The sequence below is a fragment of the Pseudomonas fluorescens genome, from assembly GCF_902497995.1.
Taxonomy (GTDB): Bacteria; Pseudomonadota; Gammaproteobacteria; order Pseudomonadales; family Pseudomonadaceae; genus Aquipseudomonas; species Aquipseudomonas fluorescens_BK.
The window spans coordinates 1-23,863 of record NZ_CABVII010000006.1 but is presented as its reverse complement, the minus strand read 5'-3'; the positions used below and the strand labels follow the sequence as shown (position 1 = coordinate 23,863).

The 23,863-nt window shown below is 59.2% G+C and carries 20 protein-coding genes and 2 pseudogenes; 9 read left to right on the top strand and 13 right to left on the bottom strand.

Annotation, left to right across the window (positions count from 1 at the left end; all coding sequences use genetic code 11):
- Positions 1 to 31 precede the first annotated feature (31 nt).
- Entirely contained in the window at positions 32 to 358 is a 327-nt protein-coding gene (locus F8N80_RS08785) for a DOPA 4,5-dioxygenase family protein (RefSeq protein WP_150746273.1), read from the top strand.
- Here F8N80_RS08785 and F8N80_RS31485 read toward each other — a convergent pair.
- Positions 359 to 457, bottom strand: a pseudogene (locus tag F8N80_RS31485) (GFA family protein); the annotation flags it as partial.
- Positions 458 to 772: 315 nt separating this feature from the next.
- On the opposite strand from F8N80_RS31485, the gene F8N80_RS08775 reads away from it, so the two are divergent.
- From F8N80_RS08775 to F8N80_RS08750, 5 genes are all read left to right on the top strand, one after another.
- On the top strand, positions 773 to 2,080 hold the full coding sequence (locus F8N80_RS08775; RefSeq protein ID WP_150746274.1) for a CitMHS family transporter: 1,308 nt from the start codon (positions 773 to 775) through the stop codon (positions 2,078 to 2,080).
- A gap of 85 nt (positions 2,081 to 2,165) precedes the next feature.
- The gene (locus F8N80_RS08770; protein WP_150746275.1) at positions 2,166 to 2,933 is read left to right on the top strand and encodes a TerC family protein; all 768 of its coding nucleotides are present in this window, start codon (positions 2,166 to 2,168) and stop codon (positions 2,931 to 2,933) included.
- 296 nt (positions 2,934 to 3,229) lie between these two features.
- A complete protein-coding gene (locus tag F8N80_RS08760) occupies positions 3,230 to 4,888 on the top strand; it encodes a Na/Pi cotransporter family protein (RefSeq protein WP_150746277.1) in 1,659 nt (552 codons plus the stop codon).
- A gap of 194 nt (positions 4,889 to 5,082) precedes the next feature.
- Positions 5,083 to 6,459 carry a M16 family metallopeptidase gene (locus F8N80_RS08755; RefSeq protein WP_150783700.1) on the top strand — a complete coding sequence of 459 codons (1,377 nt, stop codon included), beginning with the start codon at positions 5,083 to 5,085 and terminating at the stop codon, positions 6,457 to 6,459.
- Between the two features lie 64 nt (positions 6,460 to 6,523).
- Positions 6,524 to 7,552 carry a DUF5924 family protein gene (locus tag F8N80_RS08750; protein WP_150783699.1) on the top strand — a complete coding sequence of 343 codons (1,029 nt, stop codon included), beginning with the start codon at positions 6,524 to 6,526 and terminating at the stop codon, positions 7,550 to 7,552.
- A gap of 143 nt (positions 7,553 to 7,695) precedes the next feature.
- On the opposite strand, the gene F8N80_RS08740 is transcribed toward F8N80_RS08750, so the two are convergent.
- From F8N80_RS08740 to F8N80_RS08715, 5 genes and pseudogenes are all read right to left on the bottom strand, one after another.
- A complete protein-coding gene (locus F8N80_RS08740) occupies positions 7,696 to 8,925 on the bottom strand; it encodes a nucleoside recognition domain-containing protein (protein ID WP_150746279.1) in 1,230 nt (409 codons plus the stop codon).
- Positions 8,926 to 9,154: 229 nt separating this feature from the next.
- Positions 9,155 to 10,486, bottom strand: a complete 1,332-nt coding sequence (gene gltP, locus F8N80_RS08735) for a glutamate/aspartate:proton symporter GltP (RefSeq protein WP_150746586.1) — start codon at positions 10,484 to 10,486, stop codon at positions 9,155 to 9,157.
- Positions 10,487 to 11,202: 716 nt separating this feature from the next.
- Positions 11,203 to 11,482: pseudogene (locus F8N80_RS08725) on the bottom strand (Ivy family c-type lysozyme inhibitor).
- A 2-nt stretch (positions 11,483 to 11,484) separates the two neighbouring features.
- A complete protein-coding gene (locus F8N80_RS08720) occupies positions 11,485 to 11,649 on the bottom strand; it encodes a DUF1328 domain-containing protein (RefSeq protein WP_003177151.1) in 165 nt (54 codons plus the stop codon).
- 80 nt (positions 11,650 to 11,729) lie between these two features.
- Positions 11,730 to 12,017, bottom strand: a complete 288-nt coding sequence (locus tag F8N80_RS08715; protein WP_150783697.1) for a hypothetical protein — start codon at positions 12,015 to 12,017, stop codon at positions 11,730 to 11,732.
- Between the two features lie 434 nt (positions 12,018 to 12,451).
- On the opposite strand from F8N80_RS08715, the gene algB reads away from it, so the two are divergent.
- Positions 12,452 to 13,798, top strand: a complete 1,347-nt coding sequence (algB, locus tag F8N80_RS08710) for a sigma-54-dependent response regulator transcription factor AlgB (RefSeq protein WP_150746583.1) — start codon at positions 12,452 to 12,454, stop codon at positions 13,796 to 13,798.
- A 10-nt stretch (positions 13,799 to 13,808) separates the two neighbouring features.
- On the top strand, positions 13,809 to 15,599 hold the full coding sequence (locus F8N80_RS08705) for a KinB sensor domain-containing domain (RefSeq protein WP_150746582.1): 1,791 nt from the start codon (positions 13,809 to 13,811) through the stop codon (positions 15,597 to 15,599).
- A 7-nt stretch (positions 15,600 to 15,606) separates the two neighbouring features.
- On the opposite strand, the gene F8N80_RS08700 is transcribed toward F8N80_RS08705, so the two are convergent.
- The 7 genes from F8N80_RS08700 to F8N80_RS08670 form a co-directional block, all read right to left on the bottom strand.
- Positions 15,607 to 17,220 (bottom strand): EAL domain-containing protein, encoded by a 1,614-nt coding sequence (locus tag F8N80_RS08700; RefSeq protein ID WP_150746581.1) that lies wholly within the window; start codon positions 17,218 to 17,220, stop codon positions 15,607 to 15,609.
- A 75-nt stretch (positions 17,221 to 17,295) separates the two neighbouring features.
- The gene (locus tag F8N80_RS08695; RefSeq protein WP_150783696.1) at positions 17,296 to 18,078 is read right to left on the bottom strand and encodes an N-acetylmuramoyl-L-alanine amidase; all 783 of its coding nucleotides are present in this window, start codon (positions 18,076 to 18,078) and stop codon (positions 17,296 to 17,298) included.
- A gap of 103 nt (positions 18,079 to 18,181) precedes the next feature.
- Positions 18,182 to 19,888: a GGDEF domain-containing protein gene (locus F8N80_RS08690; protein ID WP_150783695.1), complete on the bottom strand. Its 1,707-nt coding sequence runs from the start codon at positions 19,886 to 19,888 to the stop codon at positions 18,182 to 18,184.
- A complete protein-coding gene (locus F8N80_RS08685; protein ID WP_150746578.1) occupies positions 19,885 to 20,763 on the bottom strand; it encodes an endonuclease/exonuclease/phosphatase family protein in 879 nt (292 codons plus the stop codon). The genes F8N80_RS08690 and F8N80_RS08685 overlap by 4 nt, the downstream gene beginning before the upstream one ends.
- A gap of 14 nt (positions 20,764 to 20,777) precedes the next feature.
- Entirely contained in the window at positions 20,778 to 21,419 is a 642-nt protein-coding gene (locus F8N80_RS08680; RefSeq protein WP_150746577.1) for a thiol:disulfide interchange protein DsbA/DsbL, read from the bottom strand.
- 199 nt (positions 21,420 to 21,618) lie between these two features.
- Positions 21,619 to 22,230, bottom strand: a complete 612-nt coding sequence (locus F8N80_RS08675) for a c-type cytochrome (protein WP_150746576.1) — start codon at positions 22,228 to 22,230, stop codon at positions 21,619 to 21,621.
- 46 nt (positions 22,231 to 22,276) lie between these two features.
- Positions 22,277 to 22,567, bottom strand: a complete 291-nt coding sequence (locus F8N80_RS08670; protein WP_003196231.1) for a c-type cytochrome — start codon at positions 22,565 to 22,567, stop codon at positions 22,277 to 22,279.
- Between the two features lie 191 nt (positions 22,568 to 22,758).
- Between F8N80_RS08670 and yihA the strand changes: the two genes are divergently transcribed.
- Positions 22,759 to 23,400, top strand: a complete 642-nt coding sequence (yihA, locus tag F8N80_RS08665; protein WP_150783694.1) for a ribosome biogenesis GTP-binding protein YihA/YsxC — start codon at positions 22,759 to 22,761, stop codon at positions 23,398 to 23,400.
- Positions 23,401 to 23,863 lie beyond the last annotated feature (463 nt).

Genomic DNA, 23,863 nt, shown 5'->3' with positions numbered 1-23,863 from the left:
AGGGTTCGAACGGGTTTTCAGAGGGTTCCAGATGCAACAGATCAAGGGTTACCACGCCCATGTCTATTTTAACGCTAGCACTATCGAACAGGCGCGCACGTTGTGTGAGCAAGCGGCGACGTTATTCCCGTTGAAGATGGGGCGAGTCCACGAACGCCCGGTCGGCCCGCACCCGGACTGGAGTTGCCAGTTGGCTTTCGAGCCGCAGTACCTTGGCGACGTACTGCCGTGGTTGGCACTCAACCGCAAGGGGTTGGTAGTGTTTCTGCACCCGGACACCGGCAACGATCTGCTCGACCACACTGAGCATGCGATCTGGATGGGCGCGATTCGTCCGCTGGACCTGTCTATTTTTTGATCAGAGGGTTTCTTCCGGCTCCGACGGCAAGTGCTCGTCCAGATGCAGCCACGGTAGACGGCTGTCAGTCCAGATATGGCGCTCGGCCGGGGCCTGCTCGCGAAGGCCTCGACTCGGTCTCCCGCCCTGCCCCGCTCCGACGACCGGTTGCACATCCGGTCAATGCTTTCATCCGCGAAAGCTGGGTGAAAGCTTGCGCGATTAGGATCGCCTCACTACCGGCAACAGACCGGTTGGCCAATGCCAGTGTTTTATCGCTCGCACAGCCCATTAAACAACAACAATGGTGATCCTGATGTCCTTTGCTACTCGCCGCTTCGCCGCCACTCCACCCGTACGTCTCGTGCTTCCCGTTCTGCGCTGACCCCACCCGGTTCGCCCATTCCCTAGCCGCGCCACGCCTGGAGTATTCCCATGCTGACTTTCCTTGGCTTTGCCATGGTCATCACGTTCATGTTCCTGATCATGACCAAGCGCCTGTCCGCGCTGATCGCGTTGATCATCATCCCGATTCTGTTCGCCCTGTTCGGTGGGTTCGCGCCGAAGATCGGCCCGATGATGCTCGAAGGCATCACCAAGCTGGCGCCGACCGGCGTGATGCTGATGTTCGCCATTCTCTACTTTGCCCTGATGATCGACTCCGGCCTGTTCGACCCGGCCGTGCGCAAGATCCTCAAGCTGGTCAAGGGCGACCCGCTGAAAGTGTCGGTCGGCACCGCCGTACTGGCGCTCGTGGTTTCCCTCGATGGTGACGGCGCCACCACTTATATGATCTGCGTGGCCGCCATGCTGCCGCTCTACAGCCGCATCGGTATGAGCCCGCGGATTATGGCCGGTCTGATCATTCTCGCCGGCGGCGTCATGAACATGACCCCATGGGGTGGCCCGACCGCTCGTGCAGCCAGTGCGCTGCACGTCGATCCGTCCGACATCTTTGTGCCGATGGTGCCCGCGATGTTGGCCGGCGTCGTCGCGATCCTGGCGATTGCCTACTTCTACGGTAAGCGTGAACGTGCCCGTCTGGGTGAATTGCACCTGGTGGGCGATGAAATCGACCACAGTGAAATCAGCGTTTCCCAGTTCCCGGATGCCCGCCGTCCGAAGCTGATCTGGTTCAACGGCGCCCTGACGCTGGGCCTGATGTGCACCCTGGTCGCCGGCCTGTTGCCGCTGCCCGTGTTGTTCATGGTGGCCTTCAGTATCGCGATGATCGTCAATTACCCGTGCCTGCAACAGCAGAAGGACCGCGTCTCGGCCCACGCTGGTAGCGTGCTGGCCGTGGTCGGGTTGATCTTTGCCGCGGGCATCTTCACCGGTATCCTCTCGGGCACCGGCATGGTCGACGCGATGTCCAAAAGCCTGCTGGCGGTAATCCCGGACTTCCTTGGCCCGTACCTGGCCGTAATCACCGCGTTGGTGAGCATGCCGTTCACGTTCTTCATGTCCAACGACGCATTTTATTACGGCGTGTTACCGGTGCTTGCCGAGGCCGCGAGTCACTACGGAATTACCGCGGTGGAAATGGCACGTGCCTCGATCGTCGGTCAGCCCGTCCACTTGTTGAGCCCGCTGGTACCATCGACTTATCTGTTGGTGGCGCTGGCCGGTATCGATTTCGGTGATCATCAGCGGTTCACCTTGAAGTGGGCAGTGCTGGTTTGCCTGTGCATACTGGTCGCCGCATTGCTGATGGGGATTTTTCCGCTGTTCAGCACTCTATAAGCCCAAGACTCACCAAGGCGGGTCCGGCTTCGTGGTTTTGAAGTCCGGGCCCGTCCTGGTTTAACACTCGCTCAAAGGAATACACATGGAATGGCTGACCAACCCTGAAATCTGGGTTGCCTTCTTTACCCTGACCGCCCTGGAAATCGTCCTGGGTATCGATAACATCATCATGATTTCGATCCTGGTCAGCCGCATGCCCAAACACATGCAGCAACGCACCCGGATTTTCGGCCTGGCCCTGGCCATGATCACGCGGATTCTGTTGTTGCTGTCGATCACCTGGGTCATGCGCCTCACCGCCGACCTGTTCGAAGTGTTCGGCCAGGGAATCTCCGGGCGTGACCTGATCCTGTTCTTCGGTGGTCTGTTTCTGTTGTGGAAGAGCTCCCAGGAGATGTACCACGCGCTGGAAGGCGAAGATGAAAGCGGCGACGAACCTTCGGGCAAGGGCGGCAACTTCCTCTACACCATCATCCAGATCGCGATCATCGACATCGTGTTCTCGCTGGACTCCGTGATCACCGCGGTGGGCATGGTGTCCCACGTACCGGTCATGGTTGCAGCGATCGTCGTTGCGGTGCTGGTGATGATGGTCGCCTCGCGCACCATCAGCGAGTTCATCGACAAGCACCCTTCGCTGAAAATGCTGGCGCTGTCGTTCCTGCTGCTGGTCGGTACCGTGTTGATTGCCGAGTCTCTGGATGTGCACCTGCCTAAAGGCTACGTCTACTTCGCCATGGCGTTCTCGCTGGCGGTGGAGGCGATCAACATCAAGATGCGCACCGCGATGATGAGAAAGCGCAAACAGCAGGATCCCGTGAAACTGCGCAAGGATGTTCCGGGTCAGTAACTCCGGGCTTTCCTGAACACGCAAAACCTGTGGGAGCGGGCTTGCTCGCGAAGGCGGAGTATCAGTCGACATCAATGTTGCCTGATACTCCGCCTTCGCGAGCAAGCCCGCTCCCACATTTGTTTTGCGTGATGGCATCAAACTGTTTTTATGACAGTTTTGTTTCAATCACTTCTTTAGCTATGCGATGCTGGCGCCCAGACCGTTAGCCAACTACAGCTTAAGTACAGAACGTAGAAAAACGCGCGGCACCGTCAACTTGCCCCATTGGGGCGCTACCACCACAGGGGGCCTGCATGCTCACCCTGCTCAATTTGTTATCTGCCGTGGCCTTGTTGATCTGGGGCACGCACATCGTCCGAACCGGCATCCTGCGGGTCTACGGTTCCAACCTGCGCCATGTGATTGGCCGTAACATGTCCAAGCGCTGGCTGGCGTTCATCTCGGGGATCGTCGTGACGGCGATGGTCCAGAGCAGCAACGCCACCGCCATGCTCGTCACCTCCTTTGTCGGTCAGGGCTTGATGGCGCTGACCCCGGCCCTGGCGACCATGCTCGGAGCCGACGTCGGTACCGCATTGATGGCGCGAGTGCTGACCCTGGACCTGTCGTGGCTGTCGCCGCTGCTGATCTTCCTCGGGGTGATTTTCTTCCTGTCCCGCAAACAGACGCGACTGGGGCAGATGGGCCGCGTCAGTATCGGTTTGGGGCTGATCATTCTGGCGCTGCAACTGATCGTCGAGTCCGCCGCGCCGATCACCCAGGCCCAGGGTGTGAAAGTGATCTTCGCCTCGCTGACCGGCGACATCCTGCTCGATGCCCTGGTGGGCGCGCTGTTCGCAATGATTTCCTATTCCAGCCTGGCCGCCGTCCTGCTGACGGCGACCCTGGCCGGTGCCGGGGTGATCAGTCTGCCCGTGGCCATCGGCCTGGTGATCGGCGCCAACATCGGCAGCGGCATCCTCGCCTTCCTCAGCACCAGCATGCAGAACGCGGCTGGCCGTCAGGTTGCGTTGGGCAGCCTGCTGTACAAGTTGATCGGACTGCTGCTGATCATTCCGGTACTCGATCCCTTGGCGCACTGGATGGATGGCTTGGACTTCAGCTCTCAGGAAATGGTCATCGGCTTCCACCTGCTCTACAACACTGCCCGCTGTCTGATCCTGCTGCCCAGTGTCGGGCCGATGGCCAGGTTCTGTGCGTGGGTGCTGCCGGAGCGGCCGCAAGTCAACGGCACCGCCAAACCGCGTCATCTTGACCCGACCGCGTTGGTCACCCCCAGCCTGGCGCTGGCCAACGCTGCCCGCGAAACCCTGCGCATCGGCGATCTGATCGACAACATGCTTGAAGCCATGCTCGACGTGCTGCGCGGCAAGCAAACCGCCGTCACCCAGGAAATGCGTCGCCTGACCGATGATGTGGAGTCGCTCTACGGCGCCATCAAGCTCTATCTGGCGCAAATGCCCCGGGAAGACCTCAGTGACCAGGACAGTCGGCGCTGGGCGGAAATCATCGAGCTGGCGATCAATCTCAAACTCGCCAGCGACCTGATCGAGCGCATGTTGCGCAAGGTCCAGCAGCAGAAAACCTCGCAGCGCCGGTCTTTTTCCGAGGTCGGGCTGGAAGAGTTGGCGGGGCTGCACCACCAGTTGATAGCCAACTTGCGTCTCGGTTTGTCGGTGTTCCTCAGTGCCGATAAGGAAAGTGCCCGCCAGTTGCTGCGTGAGAAACGTCGCTTTCGTGCACAGGAGCGCCGTCTGGCCCATGCTCACGTCAGTCGATTGCAACGCAAGATCGTGCAGAGTATCGAGACCAGTTCGCTGCACCTGGAGCTGATCGCGGACATGAAACGTCTGAACTCGCTGTTTTGCAGCAGTGCTTATGTGGTGCTGGAGACCTCGGACACCGGCGCGCTGGTCGTCGATGATTTGGCTGACATCACGCATTCGCCTTGAACGTCTGGCACAGTGGTCAGTCAGTAACCTGTATTCAGCCTCAAGGCCGTCTTCGCGGGCAAGCCCGCTCCCACAGTAGTCGACTGTATTGCACAAAATGAGTGAGCACCACCGAACCCTGTGGGAGCGGGCTTGCTCGCGAAGGCGGCCTGAAGGGCGACACGGATTTCCAACCAGCCGTATGGAAGCTAGCTATGCGTTGCCTGTTGTTCGCCTGCCTGTTGCTGGGCTCATTCCCTTCATTTGCCCTGGATCGCTTCCAGGTTGAAGGCTATACCCTGCCCAACGGCTTGCAATTGCTGCTCAAGCCCGGCACCGAGCGCGGGCATGTGGCGATTCGTCTGGTGGTCGGCGTCGGTATCGATGATTTCAGCTGTGCCGACAAGGAGCTGCCGCATCTGCTCGAGCACTTGCTGTTCAGCGGCATCGATGCCACGGGCGAAGGCGGTCTGGAGGAACGCATGCAGGCCCTGGGCGGCGAGTGGAACGCTTTCACCAGCAATGCCGACACGACCTTCGTCATCGAGGCCCCGGCGAAAAACCAGCGTAAGGTCCTCGACCTGCTGTTGGCGCTGCTGACCCAGACCCGAATCGACGACAACGCGATCAATGCCGCCAAACAAGTGGTCGAGCGCGAAGACGGTGGCCATTACACTCACCTGCAACGCTGGCTGGATCGCCAGGACCTGGGCCATACGGCGAGTAATCAGCTGGCCGTGGAACTGGGCCTCAAATGCGCCGAGCGGCCCGAGGTCGATTACCTGACCCGCGAACAACTGGAGTCGGTGCGCAAGGCCTGGTATGCGCCCAACAACATGACCCTGATCGTGGTCGGCGACCTCGATCGCTTGCTGCCGGCTTATCTGGAGCGGTCCTATGGTGCGCTTGAGGCGGTCGACCCTACCGATCACCCGCCCCTGCCGGAAATCAAGGCCAGCGCCGCCCATGAGCGCACGCTGAATCATGGTTTCGTCGGCGGTGCTGCGAAGTTGCACTGGCTGGTACCGGAACCGGTGCAGGAGGATCAGCACGATCAGACCTTCGACTTGCTCAAGGACTATCTGGACTGGGCGCTCTATCGCCAATTGCGCCTGACCCATGGTTTGTCCTACGGCCCCTCGGCCGAGCGTGAGGTGTTTGGCGGAGTTGGCTTCATGAGCCTGAACGCGGACCTCGACCGCGATGACGTGCCCGAGGCCCAACAGGTGCTGGATGAGTTGAAGGCCGGGTTGCTCAATGACGGTCTGGATGCCGACACCTTCAACCGTCTCAAGCAGGCCGCCATCGCCCGACAGGCCTGGGCCGTGCAAGGCAACAGCGCACTGGCCGATTATTATTGGAGTGCCCTCGGGAGCTACGAGGACGGCCGTTTCGCCGACCCGGCCAAGGAACTGCGAGGGGTGACGCTGGCAGAGGTAAACAAGGCCATGCGTGAATTGTTGCTGCAACCGGGCTATCTGCGGATCGAAAAACCGTTGATGAGCGATGACCAGTTGATGTGGGCGATGGCCGGGGTGTTCGGGTTACTGGTTCTTGGGATAGTGGGGTTGCGCCTTCATCGCAGAAAGTAACCATTTCCCTGTGGCGAGCGGGTACCCTATCGAGGATTTTCCCACGACTATTGCGAACCGCCGAATGCCTACCCTGACCCTTTTCGTACAGCGCATCCTGGAATTGATGAAGCGCTACCCAGGGGTCATTGCGCTCGGCGGTTTCATTTCCGGGGTCGGCAGCTTCATGCTGGTGGATCGTCAGCAAGGCCTGGCGACGTGGATCACCATCATCATGCTGATCAGCTGGATCTGGCTGATGCTGGAAAACAGCCTGACCAAGCTGTTCAGCAGGATCTTCAACCGCGAAATCCCCCAGCCGTTGCTGCGTTACGCCACGCAGATGATTCACCAGGAAAGCCTGTTCTTCGTCCTGCCATTCTTTTTTATCACCACCACCTGGAACAGCGGCCAGTTGTTCTTCACCGGGATGCTGTGCCTGGCCGCACTGATTTCCATCATCGACCCGCTCTACTACAAATGGCTGGCACCGCGCCGCTGGGCGTTCCTGGCGCTGCATACACTAACGTTGTTCGCGGCACTGCTGACCGCCCTGCCCGTCATCCTGCACCTGACCACCTCCCAAAGTTTCAAACTGGCCCTGGGTACCGCAGTCGTACTGTCTTTCCCGAGCCTGGCGTCGATCTTCCCGATCAAAACCGTGCGCAACGCGTTGGCAATCCTGAGTATCACCGTGGGCATCGGCGGCGTCGGTTGGGTGCTACGGTCGTGGGTGCCGCCGGCAACGCTGTGGATGACCGATGTGGCCATCAGCACGCAAATGCAGGACCGCACCCCTGGCGCCAGTCTCGATGAAGTCAGTGCCGAGCAGATTCGCGGCGGCGGTCTGTACGCCTACACCGCGATCAATGCCCCGCGTGGTCTGGACGAGCGGATTTATCACGTCTGGCAGTTCAACGGCAAAGAGGTCGACCGCATCGCCCTGGACATCCACGGCGGGCGCAAGGAAGGCTATCGGGCCTGGACCCACAAGCAGAACTTCCCCGGCAACCCCGCGGGCAAGTGGCAAGTCCGGGTGTTGACCGAAGACGGCCAACTGATCGGCGTGCTGCGTTTCGAGATCACGGACAGCACATCGGTCAAACAAAAGTAAGGCGGTAACCGCCGAAGCCGTGAAGATTTGCACATACCCCTTGTGGGAGCGGGCTTGCTCGCGAAAGCGGTGTGTCATTCAGTATTGATGTCGACTGACACTACGCCTTCGCGAGCAAGCCCGCTCCCACAAGGGGGTCGTGGTTAGCCGAAGAACCAGTAGCAAACCCCGATGGCACCCAGAACGCCGGCCAGTTCCGCCAGCAACGCACACCCCACCGCATGCCGCGCCCGCTGGATGCCCACTGCACCGAAGTACACCGCCAACACATAAAAAGTCGTTTCAGTACTGCCTTGAATCGTCGCCGCCACCAGCGCCGGGAAGCTGTCTACCCCGGAGGTCTTCATGGTCTCGATCAGCATCGCCCGGGCCGCGCTGCCGGAAAATGGTTTGACCATCGCCGTCGGCAAGGCATCGACGAAGCGCGTGTCCCAACCGGCCCACTCCACCAGATGCCGAATCCCGTCCAGACCAAAATCCAGCGCCCCGGACGCCCGAAGCACGCCGACAGCACAGAGCATCGCCACCAGATACGGCAGCAGATTCTTCGCCACATCGAAGCCTTCTTTGGCGCCTTCGATGAACGCCTCGTAGACCTTCACCTTGCGCAACGCGCCGATCACCAGAAACAGCATGATCAGCCCGAACAGCGTCAGGTTGCCGAGGATCGATGACAGGCCGGCCAGAGCGGTCGCCGAGAGCGTCGCCAGCAGCGCCATGAAGCCACCCAGTATCAGGGCGCCGGGAATCATGTACGCGAGCACCACCGGGTCCCACAGGCGCAGACGTTGCATGACCGCCACTGACAACAGGCCTACCAGCGTCGAGCAACTGGTCGCCAGCAGGATCGGCAGGAACACCAGTGTCGGATCAGGCGCACCCTGCTGGGCGCGGTACATGAAGATCGTCACCGGCAACAGGGTCAGGGAGGAGGCGTTGAGCACCAGGAACAGGATCTGTGCGTTGCTGGCGATGGTGGCGCTGGGGTTGAGCTCTTGCAGCGCCTTCATGGCCTTGAGGCCGATCGGCGTGGCGGCGTTGTCCAGGCCCAGGCCGTTGGCGGCAAAGTTCAGCGTGATCAGGCCGATGGCGGGGTGACCGGCCGGCACTTCCGGCATCAGGCGCAGGAACAATGGCCCCAGCGCCTTGGCCAGCCACTCGACGATCCCGGCTTTCTCGGCAATCCGCAGAAAGCCCAGCCAGAGGGTGAGGGTGCCGAACAACAAGACCATGACCTCGACCGACAGTTTGGCCATGGCGAAAATGCTTTCCACCATCGCCGCGAAGATCCCGGCGTTGCCACCGATCAGCCACTGCGCCAGCGCCGATACGGCTGCCACGATGAAGAAGCCGAGCCACAGGCCATTGAGCATCAGTTAAATCCCCCAAAGAATGCGGCAAATGATAGCGGGGTAGCCAGAAACGACAAACCCCGGATTTCTCCGGGGTTTGGTAAGCGTTATGTCTGCGCGGTCAACTCCGTACTGTAGGAGCGAGCGGTGCGGCGATCCGACTTGCCCGCGAATGGGACGCCGCGGTGTATCAGGTCCACCGCGTTATCGTTCTTCGCGGGCAAGCCTCGCTCCTACGGGAGCAGATTGATCAGTTGTTGGAAATCTCGCCAGCCGGCAGCTTTTCCTTGCTGCGCCAGTGCGGCAGGGAGTTCCAGTAGCGCTGGCCCTTGGCGTCGTCGTACATGCCTTCCCAACGGGAGATGACCAATACGGCCAACGCGTTGCCGATCACGTTCAGTGCGGTGCGGGCCATGTCCATGATGCGGTCGACACCGGCGATGAAGGCCAGGCCTTCCAATGGAATGCCGACGCTACCCAGAGTGGCCAGCAGTACCACGAAGGACACACCCGGCACACCGGCGATGCCTTTGGAGGTCACCATCAACGTCAGCACCAGCAGCAATTGCTGGCTGATGGACAGGTCGATGCCGTACAGCTGGGCAATGAAGATTGCCGCAATGCTCTGGTACAGCGTCGAACCGTCGAGGTTGAACGAGTAACCGGTCGGCACCACGAAGCTGCAGATGGCTTTCGGTGCGCCGTAGGCTTCCATCTTCTCGATCACCCGCGGCAGCACGGTTTCCGAACTGGCGGTGGAGTAGGCCAGTACCAGCTCATCCTTGAAGATGCGCATCAGCTTGATCACCGAGAAACCGAACAGGCGAGCGATCAGGCCTAGCACCATGAAGGCGAAGAAGGCGATGGCGAAGTAAACCAGGAGCACCAGTTTGGCCAGCGGCAGCAGGGAGGCGAAGCCGAAGTTGGCCACGGTTACCGCGATCAGGGCGAAAACGCCGATCGGGGCGTAGTTCATGATCATGTGCGTGACTTTGAACATGCTTTCCGACACGCCCTGGAACATCTTCACCAGCGGGTCGCGCAAGTCGGGTTTCAGGCTCGACAAGCCAAGGCCGAACAACACCGAGAAGAAGATGATCGGCAGCATCTCGCCACGGGCGACAGCCGCGAAGATGTTCGACGGGATCAGGTTGAGGATGGTTTCGATGAACGCGTGTTCATGCTGCACCTCGGCGGCCGTGGCCTGGTACTTGGAAATATCGACGGTACCCAGCGTGCTCATGTCGATGCCGGTACCCGGGTGGAACAGGTTGGCCAGGACCAGGCCGACGACGATGGCAATCGTGGTGACGATTTCGAAGTAGATGATGGTCTTCAGGCCGATGCTGCCGAGCTTCTTCGCATCGCCGACACCCGCGATACCGACGATCAACGAGGAGATCACGATCGGGATCACGATCATCTTGATCAGACGGATAAAGATATCGCCTGCCGGTTGCAGAACGTTACTGATCCACCAGGCCTTTTCGGCACTGAAATGGTTGAGCAGCGCACCGATTGCAATCCCCAATACCAGACCGATGAGGATCTGCCAGGCGAGGCTAAGCTTTGCCTTCTTCATATCTTTACCCTTACTTGCGTTTGACTCAGGCCGATGCAGGAACTGGAACGCTTGTGGCGAAAAAGTCTTGTGCATCTGCCCCCGTATAAGGCACCCCGGAGCGCTGGATAGTGGCTCTCTGGTAGGCGAAAAAAGGCGCAACTATTCCGATGCAAGGGAGCGACGTCTAATGCCGTAAACGCCTACCCTATGCCGAATCGGCATGAGCTTTTTCGAGTGAAACTCTCGTCCCAACCGGTTCGAATACGACATTTCGGCAGGCATAAGTGCCGTGAACCGGCCATCTCAGGGAAGATCGAATGTTTTTTGATCAGTCAGGCGAGGGGGGTTTTTCAGGAAAAACCGGCAATCCGTGGCGTAAATTTATCGCAAAAGGGGGGTAATATTTCTCGATGTACGGTCGTATATGAACCGCGGGAAAAAGAATTTCCCGGGCGCACGTCGATAATTTGCAGGTGACGCGACGAAATGGGGAGGATCGCTCCAAGACAACGCTTTGCGCGCATAAGCTCTTCGCAAGTTCGTCGAACATCAGTGATCGGCGAACCTGCGTCGCAGCTTTATGCCTGACCCGGCCCTTGCGCAGGCACCCCATGTACCCGTAGGTCACTCCGCCCCTGATACAGGCAGAACATCCCGACCCCTTGGTCATGCGTCTACCTTTCTCAGGTAGCGCATTTGGAAAGAAGCAGTGTGGCTTCTTTCGTATTTCAAAATCAGTACCAGTCTGGATCTTTCTTCAACTGGTCCATCAACATGTCCTGCATACCCTGGTCTGGTTTTCCCAGAAAGCGATAGTTGGCATGGCGCGTCGGCGACTTGTCAGCCGGCAATCCCGCAGGCACTTCAACCAGCATAGCGTAGGCATGCTTTTTGTCGAAGCTGACGGCGACAATCAATCGATTATTCAGGCATCTGCCCATCATTGGCGACCATGGCCATGGCACTACCGCCCAGGAGCAGGGCGGCTGCCAGTGTCTTGAAGGAAACGCTCATCTTCAGCCTCGACCGCGACGGCCAAAAAAGAACGAAGCAATGAACATCACCAGGAACACGACAAAGAGAATCTTGGCGATACCCGTGGCGGTGCCCGCGATACCACCGAAGCCCAGTACTGCAGCGATGATGGCAATGATCAAGAATGTAATTGCCCAGCTCAACATGGTGATTCTCCTTACGCTTCTATTTTAGAGGTGATGCTTGTGGTGCTTTTCCCAGCGCAGAGCGCGCCAAGTTCATGTAGTCAGAACACCCAACGTTCCTGACGGGGCATCTCATCCACAGGCTGTGCCTGGTCGACGTCCATCATTCGCATCGGCGCGAGGTCAGCCTGGTTGCTGCTGGCGGCGCTGAAATGGGTCTGGACCGAATGCTGAATCGACACGCGCGACGCTTCCTGCTGCGAGTTCTGCTCCCAACGCTGAAACTGCTGACCGCCGATCAAAGTGACCAACAGCGCCAGAACAGCAAATAGACCTTGCTGGACATGCAGTGGCGAGATACGCATTTGGGCGGCACGTTGGCGACTCATCCTGAAGCTCCTCCCACACTGTGGTGATCTTGTAGGGGCAAATTCGAATGCCCTGGTCAACCAAGGCATTGCAGCCTGCATGCCAGCTTTTTGATAGAAAAAAAGTGAATAAAATCAACTAGTTAGTGATGGTGTGAAAGCCGGATCGGACGCATCCTGCACGATGGTCCGCTAGCGGTCGTGCGTAATGCACGATCGGTAGGGCCCAGTGCTTTCAAGTTTTTTGAATTGCGAGGAGGGCGCGGATGTCACACAGGAGATCGGTAATCCGTGTGTAGACCGGCTATCTGATAAAAACACAGCTAAATCAGGTAATTAGCCGTAGGGGCAGGAGAGAGCTACTCTGTTGTGGCCAAAATCGACCAGAATCAACCATGCAACTTGCCCGATTTTTCCGGGACTAACTAAGATGATTCATTAAGGAGCGTAGGAAAATGGAATCAGCCACTGAGCATCAAGGCCGCATTCTGCTGGTGGACGATGAATCCGCCATCCTGCGTACTTTTCGCTATTGCCTTGAAGATGAAGGCTACAGCGTTGCTACTGCCAACAGTGCTGCACAGGCCGAAGCGTTGTTGCAGCGTCAGGTCTTCGACTTGTGCTTCCTCGATTTGCGCCTGGGTGAAGACAACGGTCTCGATGTGTTGGCGCAAATGCGCATTCAAGCGCCATGGATGCGTGTAGTCATCGTCACTGCGCACTCGGCAGTCGACACTGCTGTGGATGCGATCCAGGCCGGTGCCGCCGATTACCTGGTCAAACCTTGCAGCCCCGACCAACTGCGCCTGGCCACCGCCAAGCAACTGGAAGTGCGACAGCTGTCGGCCCGTCTGGAAGCCCTGGAAGGTGAAGTGCGCAAACCCAAGGATGGCCTGGACTCCCACAGCCCGGCGATGAAAGTGGTGCTCGAAACCGCCCGCCAGGTCGCCAGCACCGATGCCAATATTTTGATTCTTGGCGAGTCCGGTACCGGTAAAGGTGAGCTGTCTCAGGCCATACACGGCTGGAGCAAGCGCGCAAAGAAATCCTGCGTCACGATCAACTGCCCATCCCTGACCGCCGAACTCATGGAAAGTGAACTCTTCGGTCACAGCCGTGGTGCCTTCACCGGGGCCAGCGAAAGTACCTTGGGACGTGTCAATCAGGCCGATGGCGGAACGCTGTTTCTTGACGAGATCGGCGACTTTCCCCTGACACTGCAGCCAAAGTTGCTGCGTTTTATCCAGGACAAGGAATACGAACGCGTCGGCGACCCGGTCACCCGCCGAGCCGATGTCCGAATTCTCGCGGCCACCAACCTCAATCTGGAGGACATGGTGCGTGACGGTCGTTTCCGTGAAGACCTCCTCTATCGTCTGAACGTGATCACCTTGCACCTGCCACCTTTACGCGAACGCAGAGAAGACATCCTGAACCTGGCTGATCGTTTTCTGGCTCGTTTCGTCAAGGAATACGCGCGTCCGGCACGGGGTTTCAGCGACGCCGCTCGAGAAGCACTGCTCAGCTACCGCTGGCCGGGCAACATCCGCGAACTGCGCAACGTCGTGGAGAGGGCGAGCATTATCTGTTCGCAAGAGCGAGTAGAGATCAGCCACCTGGGCATGGCTGAAACCCCGGTCAACAACGCGCCCCGCATCGGCGCCGCGTTGAGTCTGGATGAGTTGGAGAAGGCTCACATCGGCGCCGTTCTCGCCACCGCCGACACGCTGGACCAAGCCGCCAAGACGTTGGGCATCGACGCCTCGACGCTGTACCGCAAACGCAAGCAGTACAACCTGTGACCCCCGCCCGATGAAGCTGGCGATGAAGTTGCGGACGCGGCTGTTTCTGAGCATTTCCGCACTGATCACCGTAGCGCTGCTCGGGCTCTTGCTCGGGCTGGTCAGCGTGATGCAGATGGCGGGAACTCAGGAAGCGCTGATCCGAAACAACTTCGTTACCCTCGACCTGGGGCTGAAATTGCGCCAGACCCTTGGCGACCAGTTGATCATCATGCTCAGCGAGCGGCCGGATCCCGCTGCACTCGAGCAGTCCAGGCAGCATTATTTCCGGTTGCTCGATGAAGGCATTGCCCTTGCCGATTCCGGCAAGGACGTTCAGTACGGTTTTGCCCAGGCCAAGGCTGACTACCAGAGCTTCATGCAGGCGTACGACCAGTCACCTGACACATCGCGCGTGTTGAGTGGTACCAGTGAATTCACCGAAAAATTCAATAAGCTGCGCAATGGCTTGATCGCCGAACACAAGCATGCGCTGGATTACATCAATGTCATCGAGCGCCAGACTCGGGAGCAGGCGCTGCTGGTGGCTGGCCTGCTCGGGCTGGTGGGGTTGGCGGTGCTGATCATTGGCTTCGTGACCGCACACGCCATCGCCCGGCGTTTCGGCGAACCGATAGAGGCTTTGGTCCAGGCGGCGGATAACATCGGGCAGGGCAATTTCGAAGTGACCTTGCCTATTTCTTCGGCAGTGGAAATGAACCAGCTGACCAAACGCTTCGGGATCATGGCCGAGGCCCTGCGCGAGCACCAAGCGACCAACATCGACGAGCTGCTCGCCGGCCAGCAGCGTTTGCAGGCGGTACTCGACAGCATCGACGACGGGTTGTTGATGATCGACCGCGAAGGTCATCTGGAACACCTCAATCCCGTGGCACAGCGTCAATTGGGTTGGGACACCGTTCGACTTGGCCAGGGGTTGGGCACCGCGCTGGAGCGCCCCGAGCTTGATGGACAGCTGCAACTGGTGCTGCGCGGCGGGACCCTGGAGCGGGCGCCGGAAGACTTGAGCATCGAGGTCGATGGTGAGTCGCGATTGTTGACCTATAGCCTGACGCCTGTCAGCCACACACAGGGCCATATTCTCGGCGCCGTGATGGTGTTGCATGACGTCACCGAGCAGCGTGCATTTGAACGGGTGCGCAGCGAGTTCGTGTTGCGCGCCTCCCATGAATTGCGCACACCGGTCACCGGCATGCATATGGCGTTCGGCCTGTTCCGCGAGCGCGCGCATTTCGCCCAGGACTCCCGGGAAGCCGATCTCCTGGACACCGTGAATGAAGAGATGCAGCGCTTGATGCAGTTGATCAACGACCTGCTGAACTTCTCCCGCTATCAGAACGGCTTGCAGAAACTCACCCTGGCGCCATGTTCGATCGACAGTTTGCTGGAGCAGGCTCGGGAGCGTTATGCCGGCGTCGCGGTGGAGAAGGGCATCAGTCTGTTGGTGGAAGTGCAGGGACCATTGCCATGGCTACAGGCCGATCAGCCTCAGCTGGACCGGGTGCTCGATAACCTGATCGACAACGCGTTGCGCCATACCGGCACCGACGGGCAGATACGCTTGCAGGCTCGGCGTCATGGTGAGCGGGTAATTATCAGTGTTGAAGACAACGGTGAAGGCATTGCCTACGGCCAGCAGGGGCGGATCTTCGAACCCTTTGTCCAGGTCGGCCGTAAAAAGGGCGGTGCAGGGCTCGGCCTGGCGTTGTGCAAGGAAATCGTGCAATTGCATGGCGGACGGATGGGCGTCTATTCGCGGCCGGGGCAGGGGTCTCAGTTCTATATGGCGCTGGCGGTGTAAGCGGCTTTCACGCTTCGTCATCCAGACGTCTGCCCGCTAGCCGGCGGCCACGGGTAATCAGTTCAATGAACTGCACTGCACTCAACGCATGGGCGAACAGCCAGCCCTGACCGTATTTCACGCCTTCGCTGCTCAGAAACGCCGCTTGCGCTTCATGTTCGATGCCCTCGGCAATCACTTTCAGTTGCAGGGCCTGGGCCATGCGAATGATGTGCGGTGCTACGCCACTGCTGGCGGCGTCATGGCCCAGCGCATCGATAAAGGCCTTGTCGATTTTCAGGCAATCCACCGGCAGGGTTTGCAGGTAGGCGAGGCTGCAATAGCCAGTGCCAAAGTCGTCGATCAGCACCTGATGCCCGACATCGCGCAAGGCCTGCAGATTTTCCCGAGCCACCACCACATCGATCAATCCGCGCTCGGTGACCTCGAAGGCGATCTGCTTGGCCGCGACCCGATGCAACGTCAGCAAGCGCGCCATCACTTCGCCTATACGCGGCACCATGACGTCGCAGGCTGCGAGGTTGACCGAGATGTATAACTGCGGATTGGCCCGCAATAGATGACCAAGCTGCTCAAGCAGGCGTTGCAGGACGAAGTCAGTCATCTGGCGGATCTGCCCGGTGTTTTCTGCCATCGGGATGAACAGGTCGGGGCTGGTCAGGGTGCCATCCGGCCTGCGCCAGCGGAGCAAGGCCTCTGCCCCGACACAGTTGCGGCTGTCGAGGTCGAAAATCGGTTGATACAGAACCTGCAACTCGCCTCGCCGAATTGCGCCAGTCAGTTCGGCATCCATCGACTGTCGCTGCTTGACCAGCAGAAACACCAGAAAACCCACGCAAATGCCCAGCGCCAGGCTGGCTGGCAGCAGCCACCACCAGACCGCAGGCACATGCATGCCGGTACGCGGCGTTATAAGTACAAGCTGGTATTCCGGATTGTTGGTGGGCATACGGTAAATCAAGCGTTTGTGCGTGACTTGCAGCGCATCGCGACTTTTCGGAGGCCAGGGTTCGGACGGAGGCCAGGCCTGCGACACACCCAGTACCGGAATCGCCCGCGTGCCGTGGTCGAGTACCACCAGCAGGCTGCTCCCGGGCGACAGGTCGACCATATCGGTCAAATGCCCGCGAGAGGTCGCGACGCGGAAATTACCGCGCCCGAGCATCAGCGCGGCACGGTTTTCATCGGGTTCGGTGGTGGTGTTCAGCCAATAGCTATAAGTGGGGCCCTTGATATCCGGCGGCCGTATCAGCGACAGCCCTTCCTGGCGGGGTCGGTTGGAGCAAATCCGCGAATCGTCCCTATAAGCAGCTTCGTAGACGAAACGGTAATTGAAACTGACTTGCTGCAAGGTCGCGATCATTTCGTCATCGCAGCCCCGCAGCGGCTGCGCTTCGAGGTCGTCGAGGCTTTCACGCAATTGGCCGAAGAGCTGCTCCAGACGGGCCAGGAAGCGCTCGCCCTGGGCGTTCATCTCCTCGCTTTCGCTCTGCTCGACCTGATGCATGGCCACGATCAGGCTGCCTGTCATTAACAGGGTTGCGCTCAAGACAGCAGCTAGCATCGCCAAAAACCAAGGGCGATAGAACCAACTACGTAATGTCTCTCGAGCAGCAGGCATTGGGTATATCCGAAGAATTACCAATGAGTTATAGCTGCTGATTGAGAAAAAGCCCTTACCGTCGGGCGGGCGTCATTATTTTGTCTGATTCAAAACTTGTAAAAGTGCCGCGGTTTGCGCGTCCGGGGTGCCGTCGAAGCGGGTCGGTCGGAAATGCATCTGGAAGGCCGCAATCACATGGCGCGTCGCGACATCCAGTTCACCTGTTTGCGGTGTGGGATAACCCAGGCGGGCCAGCTGCGCCTGATACCAACCGATGCTCGGCAACTGAACGGCGAACTGCACTTGCTGGCGTGCCACGGCCTGCTCGTTCGGCCAGACTCCCAGGCCTTCGGCCGCCAGGCGTTTCCAGGGGAACAGCGGCCCTGGATCAAGCTTGCGCAACGGTGCGATGTCGCTATGACCGATAATGTTGCGCGGGCTGATGGCGTAGCGCTTGTTGATGTCCTTGAGCAACACAATCAGCGACTGGACCTGGGCTTCGCTGTAGGGGTACCACAGACGCTCCCCATTCGGGGCGTCCTTGAAACCCGGGTTGACGATTTCGATGCCCAGGGAACTGGAGTTCAACCAGGTTCGGCCTTGCCACTCGCTCTCGCCGGCATGCCATGCCCGCATGTTTTCATCCATCAGCTTATAGATGGTGGCTTTTTTGTCGTCGCCGACCAGGTAATGGCTGCTGACTTCGCCATGGGTCAGCAACTGCAGCGAGCGCTCCTGCGATGCGGAGGTGTAATGCAGCACGACGAACTGGATGCGGCTGTCGTGGTTGACTGAGACATGACTGGTGTCGAACCGGGGGCCACTGGCACAACCGGCCAACAGAGCCAGCGAAGCGAGGAGAGCAAAAAGTTTCATGGCAGGAGGCAATACACGTAGGACAATAATGCAACAGTGTAACGTACTGCTTTATGCACAGACGGACGGCGCGGTAATTTAAACAAAATGGAACAATTGGTTTCTAGCCGATTTGCACACGGTTCCGTCCAGCGTGTTTCGCCCTGTATAGCGCCTGATCGGCTCTCTTCAATACCAGATCGCTGTGTTCGCCGGCGTTGAACTCGGTCAGGCCGATGGAAAGGGTGATAGTCACTGGCTCGCCCTTGAAGTGGAAAGGGCAGGCTTCGATGGCGGTTCGCAGATTTTCCAGCAGTTTCGCACCGACCCCCGCAACGGTTGCGGGCATCAGCAGTACAAACTCTTCACCACCGAACCGTGCAATGAAATCTGTTCCGCGAAGGCGCTTGCGCAGCACGCCGGCGATGATTTTCAACACCTTGTCGCCCGCCAGATGGCCGTAGTTGTCGTTGATGCGTTTGAAATGATCGAGGTCGAGCATTGCCAGCAACAAGGTATTGCCCTGTTGCTGCCATTGGCTGATTTCATGGTCGAGCCGTTCGCTCCAGGCCGCCCGGTTGGGCAGGCCGGTCAGCGGGTCGATCAAGGCTTTCTGGCGCTGCTCTTCGAGGTGTTCGCGAACGCCCAGGGCTTCCTGCTCCATATGGGCAACCCGTTCGGCCAGGCTGTGCAGGCGGCCCGCCATCTCTTGCTCACGCTCGTCGCGCTGCTTGCGGTGCTGTTCCATGGTATCGAGCAGGCCTTCGAGATGGTTTTCCAGAACGAACTTGAGATCGCCCAGGTCGGCCGCTTCGTGCAGGCTGCTCTGCAAACCGTCGACCTGTTCGCGGATTTGCGTGTGCATTGCCTGCGCGGCAAAACGGCTGTCGGCATGGCCGGCGCTGGCGGCTTGCAGACTGCTCTGGAACGACTCCAGACGCTCGTTGAGGCGCTGCAAGTACGCTTCGAATTCGTGTTGGCCGCTGTCGGAAATCGCCAACATCAAGGTCGCCAGATCGTCGAGGATCGGCAGCAGTTCGTACCAGTTAAAACCGTTTTTCAGACGTTCACGCATCGATTCGGCTTGCGGGCGGTGACGCTCGGGCAGCGTCAGATCGTCGAACAAGCCCAGCAGCGTGTCTTCGATATGCCTGGCCACCGAGCTGTAGGACGGCTCCGGGGAGTCCGGCAGAGCGTAGAGCATGTCGTGCTGCACCTCGCCGGCAATCGGCGCCGAGACGGCTTCGGCATGCTGCACGGTGGGAGCTTGCTCTGTGAGAGCGACGAGGGGCGCTGCGTCATCGGCCTCACGGTGACCGAACAGCCGCTGCAACAGGCCGGGGCGACCGGGCTCTGCCGGGCTTTCAAGCTGACTCAAGGCCTTGCCTTGCAGGCTGCTCAGTTCGCTGAGCAGCAACGGGATCTCACGGGCCTGACTGACGCGTGTGTCCAACCGCTTGGCAAAATCCTTGAGTGGGCGCCTGACTTCCCGGGGCAGCGGCAATGTTTGCAGTTGCGCAACCAGCGCGGTCAGTGCGGCACTGGTCTGATTGACCCGGGTTTCGCGACGTTGTTCAGAGTCGAGCACGGCTTTTTCCAGCCGTGGCAGCAGGGCAGCCAGGCCGGCGTCCATGTCATTGGTGCGTATGACTTCGCGCATTTCCTTCATGCACTGGTCAACCGCGCGGTCGGTGCCCTCGGCCGCCAACGTGCTGCGCACCAGTCCACGGCGCAACAAGTCGAGCCGGGCGTCCCATTGGCGCTCGAGCTTTTCCTGTTGTTCGATGTTTTTAAGGTACTTCTCTTTCCAGCGCTGTGTTTCGTCGCTCATTCATGGGGTCCGCGATGGGCAGAACTCAACACGGGCAATGCATCGGCGGTGAGCGAACCCGGCAGACGGATCTCTACCGCGACCGGCAGGTGATCGGAAATGGGTTGTGCCAGCACTTCGACCTTTTCCAGGGTCAGGGTCGGGCTCAGCAGAATATGGTCCAGGCAGCGTTGCGGGCGCCAGCTGGGGAAGGTCGCTTCCAGTTGCGGTGCGAGCAGACCGAGGTCTCGCAACGGCGAGTTTTGCAGCAAGTCACTGGCATGGGTATTCATGTCGCCCATCAGCACCTGGTGTTTATAACCCCCGATCAACTCGCGGATGTAAGCCAGTTGCATGCTGCGTGCGCGGGCGCCCAGCGCCAGGTGCATCATGACCACCACCAGCGCTTCAGGGCCTTCACCGAAGCGCACCAGGATAGCTCCGCGCCCCTTGGGCCCCGGCAGTGGGTGATCTTCAATCGCCCAGGGGCGCAGGCGGCTGAGCACACCATTGCTGTGCTGGCCGAGGCGACCGAGATTGCGATTGAGTTGTTGATACCAGTAAGGGAAGGCGCCGAGTTGGGCCAGGTGCTCGACCTGATTGACATAGCCTGATCGCAGGCTGCCGCCATCGGCTTCCTGCAGGGCGACCAAGTCGAAGTCGCCCAGCAGATTGCCGATCTTTTGCAGATTGTCGGCACGCCCGGTGTGCGGCAACAGGTGTTGCCAGCCTCGGGTCAGATAGTGCCGATACCGCTCGGTACTGATACCGACCTGGATATTGAAGCTGAGCAAGCGCAGGCGGCTGTCTGCGGGCAGCCCCGTCGATTCCAGGTGATGTTCGTTGACCCGCGGATCATGCAGGCCAACGACGCGTTCAGTACCCCAGCGGCGCATGGCAGGCCCCGCGCTTAGTTGGCGGCAGCCTTGGTTGCCGCCCGCTCTTTGTCTATCAGCTTGTCGGCCAGTTGCAAGGCTTGCTCGGCGCCGCCGGCAGAGCCTACGTCGAAGCGATACTTGCCGTTGACGATCATGGTCGGAACGCCGGTGATTTCATACTTCTTGGCCAGGTCAGTGGCCTTGACGATCTGGCCCTTGATGGCGAAAGAGTCGAAGGTGGCCAGGAACTTGTCCTTGTCTACGCCCTGGGTGGCCAGGAAGTCTGCCATTTCATTCTTGTCGACCAGCTTCTTGTGTTCCTTCTGGATGGCTTCGAAAACCGCCGCGTGAACCTTGCTCTCGACGCCCATGGCTTCAAGGGTCAGGAACATCTGGCCGTGTGCGTTCCACGGGCCACCGAACATGGCTGGAATGCGCACGAAGTTCACGTCTGAAGGCAATTTCTCAACCCAGGGATTGATCACAGGCTCGAACGAGTAGCAATGCGGGCAGCCGTACCAGAACAGCTCCACCACTTCGATCTTGCCAGGCACGGCAACCGGAACTGGATTGCTCAGTTCTACATAGGGTGCTGCGGGTGCTTCGGCAGCCTGGGCGGTCATGCCGAACAGGCTGGCAGCGACCAGTGCGGCGCTGATGATCAGATTACGCATGCTTTACTCCTGGACAATTTGGGTCGCCTCGCGCGACCTGTTTTCAGACAGGTCATGGCGGGCTTGAGTTCTGTAGTGTAACGGCAGCGGCCACAAAAAAGGGCGGCCAAAGCCACCCTTTTTATGCTTGCATCGACAGATTAATCGAGCGTTAACATGGCGAGAGATAGGCATCCCTCGCGACGTCCGCCTGGCGGTCTTAGTGCAGGCCTTGAATATAGCTGGAGACTGCAGCGATATCTTCGTCGCTCAACTTTTTGGCGATGCTTTGCATCGGTTTGGTATCGCCATCGTTGGCGCGACCGCCTTCTTCCTTGCGGAAATCGGTCAGTTGCTTGGCAATATACTGAGCATGTTGACCGCCCAGATGCGGGAAGCCGGCAGCCGCGTTGCCCTTGCCGTCTGGAGCGTGGCAGCCGGTGCAGGAGGGCAGGCCCTTGGCCAGGTCCCCGCCACGGAACAAGGCTTCACCGCGAGACACGACTTTCGGGTCGGCGGCGCCAACGCTGCCTTTCTGGCTGGCGAAGTAGGCGGAGATATCGGCCAGGTCCTGATCGCTCAGGTTGGTCAGCAGGCCGGTCATTTCCAGTACCGTGCGTTTGCCGGACTTGATGTCGTGCAACTGCTTGTTCAGATAACGTTCGCCCTGGCCTGCCAGTTTCGGAAAGTTAGGCGCCATGCTGTTGCCATCCGGGCCATGACAGGCGCCACATACTGCGGCTTTCGCCTGACCAGCAGTTGCATCACCTGCAGCATGGGCTACGCCGGAGATCCCCACGGTCAACAGCAGACTCACGATCAATTTGTTCATCAGCTAATCCAACTACGGCTAAGGGTTAAAGAGTTATGGACCGGAATCACTCGCTCATCCACTGGATGATGGCTCGGTAATCCTCGGCACTGCAGTCCATGCACAAACCACGCGGCGGCATCGCCTTGAAACCCTGGGTCACGTGTTGCACCAGCGTCTCCATACCTTTCGCCAACCTCGGCGTCCAAGCTTCCTGATCGCCCTTTCTGGGCGCCATGGGTAGTTGGCCGGAATGACAGGCACCACAAACACGGTTGTACACAGCTTCCGGATCCTGTGTAGCCTGAGCGCTGTAAAGCGGCATCAAGACACCGGCAGCTAGCAGCCATTTCGTCATAAAACGACCTTTTCAGGGTTGAGAGCGTTCTGCGTTCTAATGCGCAATCAAGGTCAATCGCTCTCGTGAACTTCATCCTGCGCTGGGACAAAGCGCACACAAAATCTGCGGCATTATATACTGGCGTCACTGAAACGGAAACGACACCGCTTGCCGCGTCCATTCCCGGCGCCGCCCACATCGGAAATCCCATGCAATTCAAGAACCCCATCCTCGGCCTGTGCCAACAGTCCACCTTCATGCTCAGCGCTGCCAAAGTCGATCAATGTCCCGACGACGAAGGCTTTGAAGTGGCTTTCGCCGGGCGTTCCAACGCCGGCAAGTCCAGTGCGCTGAACACCCTGACCCATGCCAGCCTGGCGCGAACCTCGAAAACCCCGGGGCGCACGCAGCTGTTGAACTTCTTCAAGCTAGACGATGAACGCCGTCTGGTCGACCTGCCGGGTTACGGTTATGCAAAAGTACCGATCCCGTTGAAGATGCACTGGCAGCGTCACCTGGAAGCCTATCTGGGCGGCCGCGAAAGTTTGAAGGGGCTGATTCTGATGATGGATATCCGTCATCCAATGACCGATTTCGACCTGCTGATGCTCGACTGGGCTGTCGCCGCCGGCATGCCGATGCACATTTTGCTGACCAAGGCGGACAAGCTGACCTACGGCGCAGCGAAAAACACCTTGCTCAAGGTTCAGGCCGAGATCCGTAAAGGCTGGGGCGACGCCGTGACGATTCAGCTGTTTTCCGCACCGAAACGCATGGGCCTGGAAGACGCCTACACTGTGTTGGCAGACTGGATGGAACTGGCGGACAAGGGCGCCGAGGTTACCGAGTAAAGGTTGACAGATAAAATCGCGGGCAAAAAAAACCCCGGACTTCTATGGGGAGGGGGAAGTTCCGGGGTTCAAGCTCCGGACCGTTAGGGCGGGGTCCAGATATCTGCCAACACTTAACACAACATAGGAGCATCGAAGGGCTTCACCAGCCATTCAGTAACTCTGAGTGGCGTTTCACGGGTTTAGTTCCTGAAGGGACAAAAAACCATTTGAAATAAGCCCACGTGTTTTCCGGACTATGGTGCCCCTGTAGGAGCCGGCTTGCTGGCGAAGGCGTTTTCATTGGCGCTGCAAGACTCGAGGCCGCCTTCGCTGCGGTGCGGCGATCCGACAAGCCAGCTCCTATGTATGGACTCGCCCCCACTGTCTACCCGCTTTCAAAAAAACTGCCGCCCCGTTGCATCTATGTATTAGGCCTATTCGAGGAAGCCGTCATCGGCTTCTGGCCAAAATTGGAAGAGCT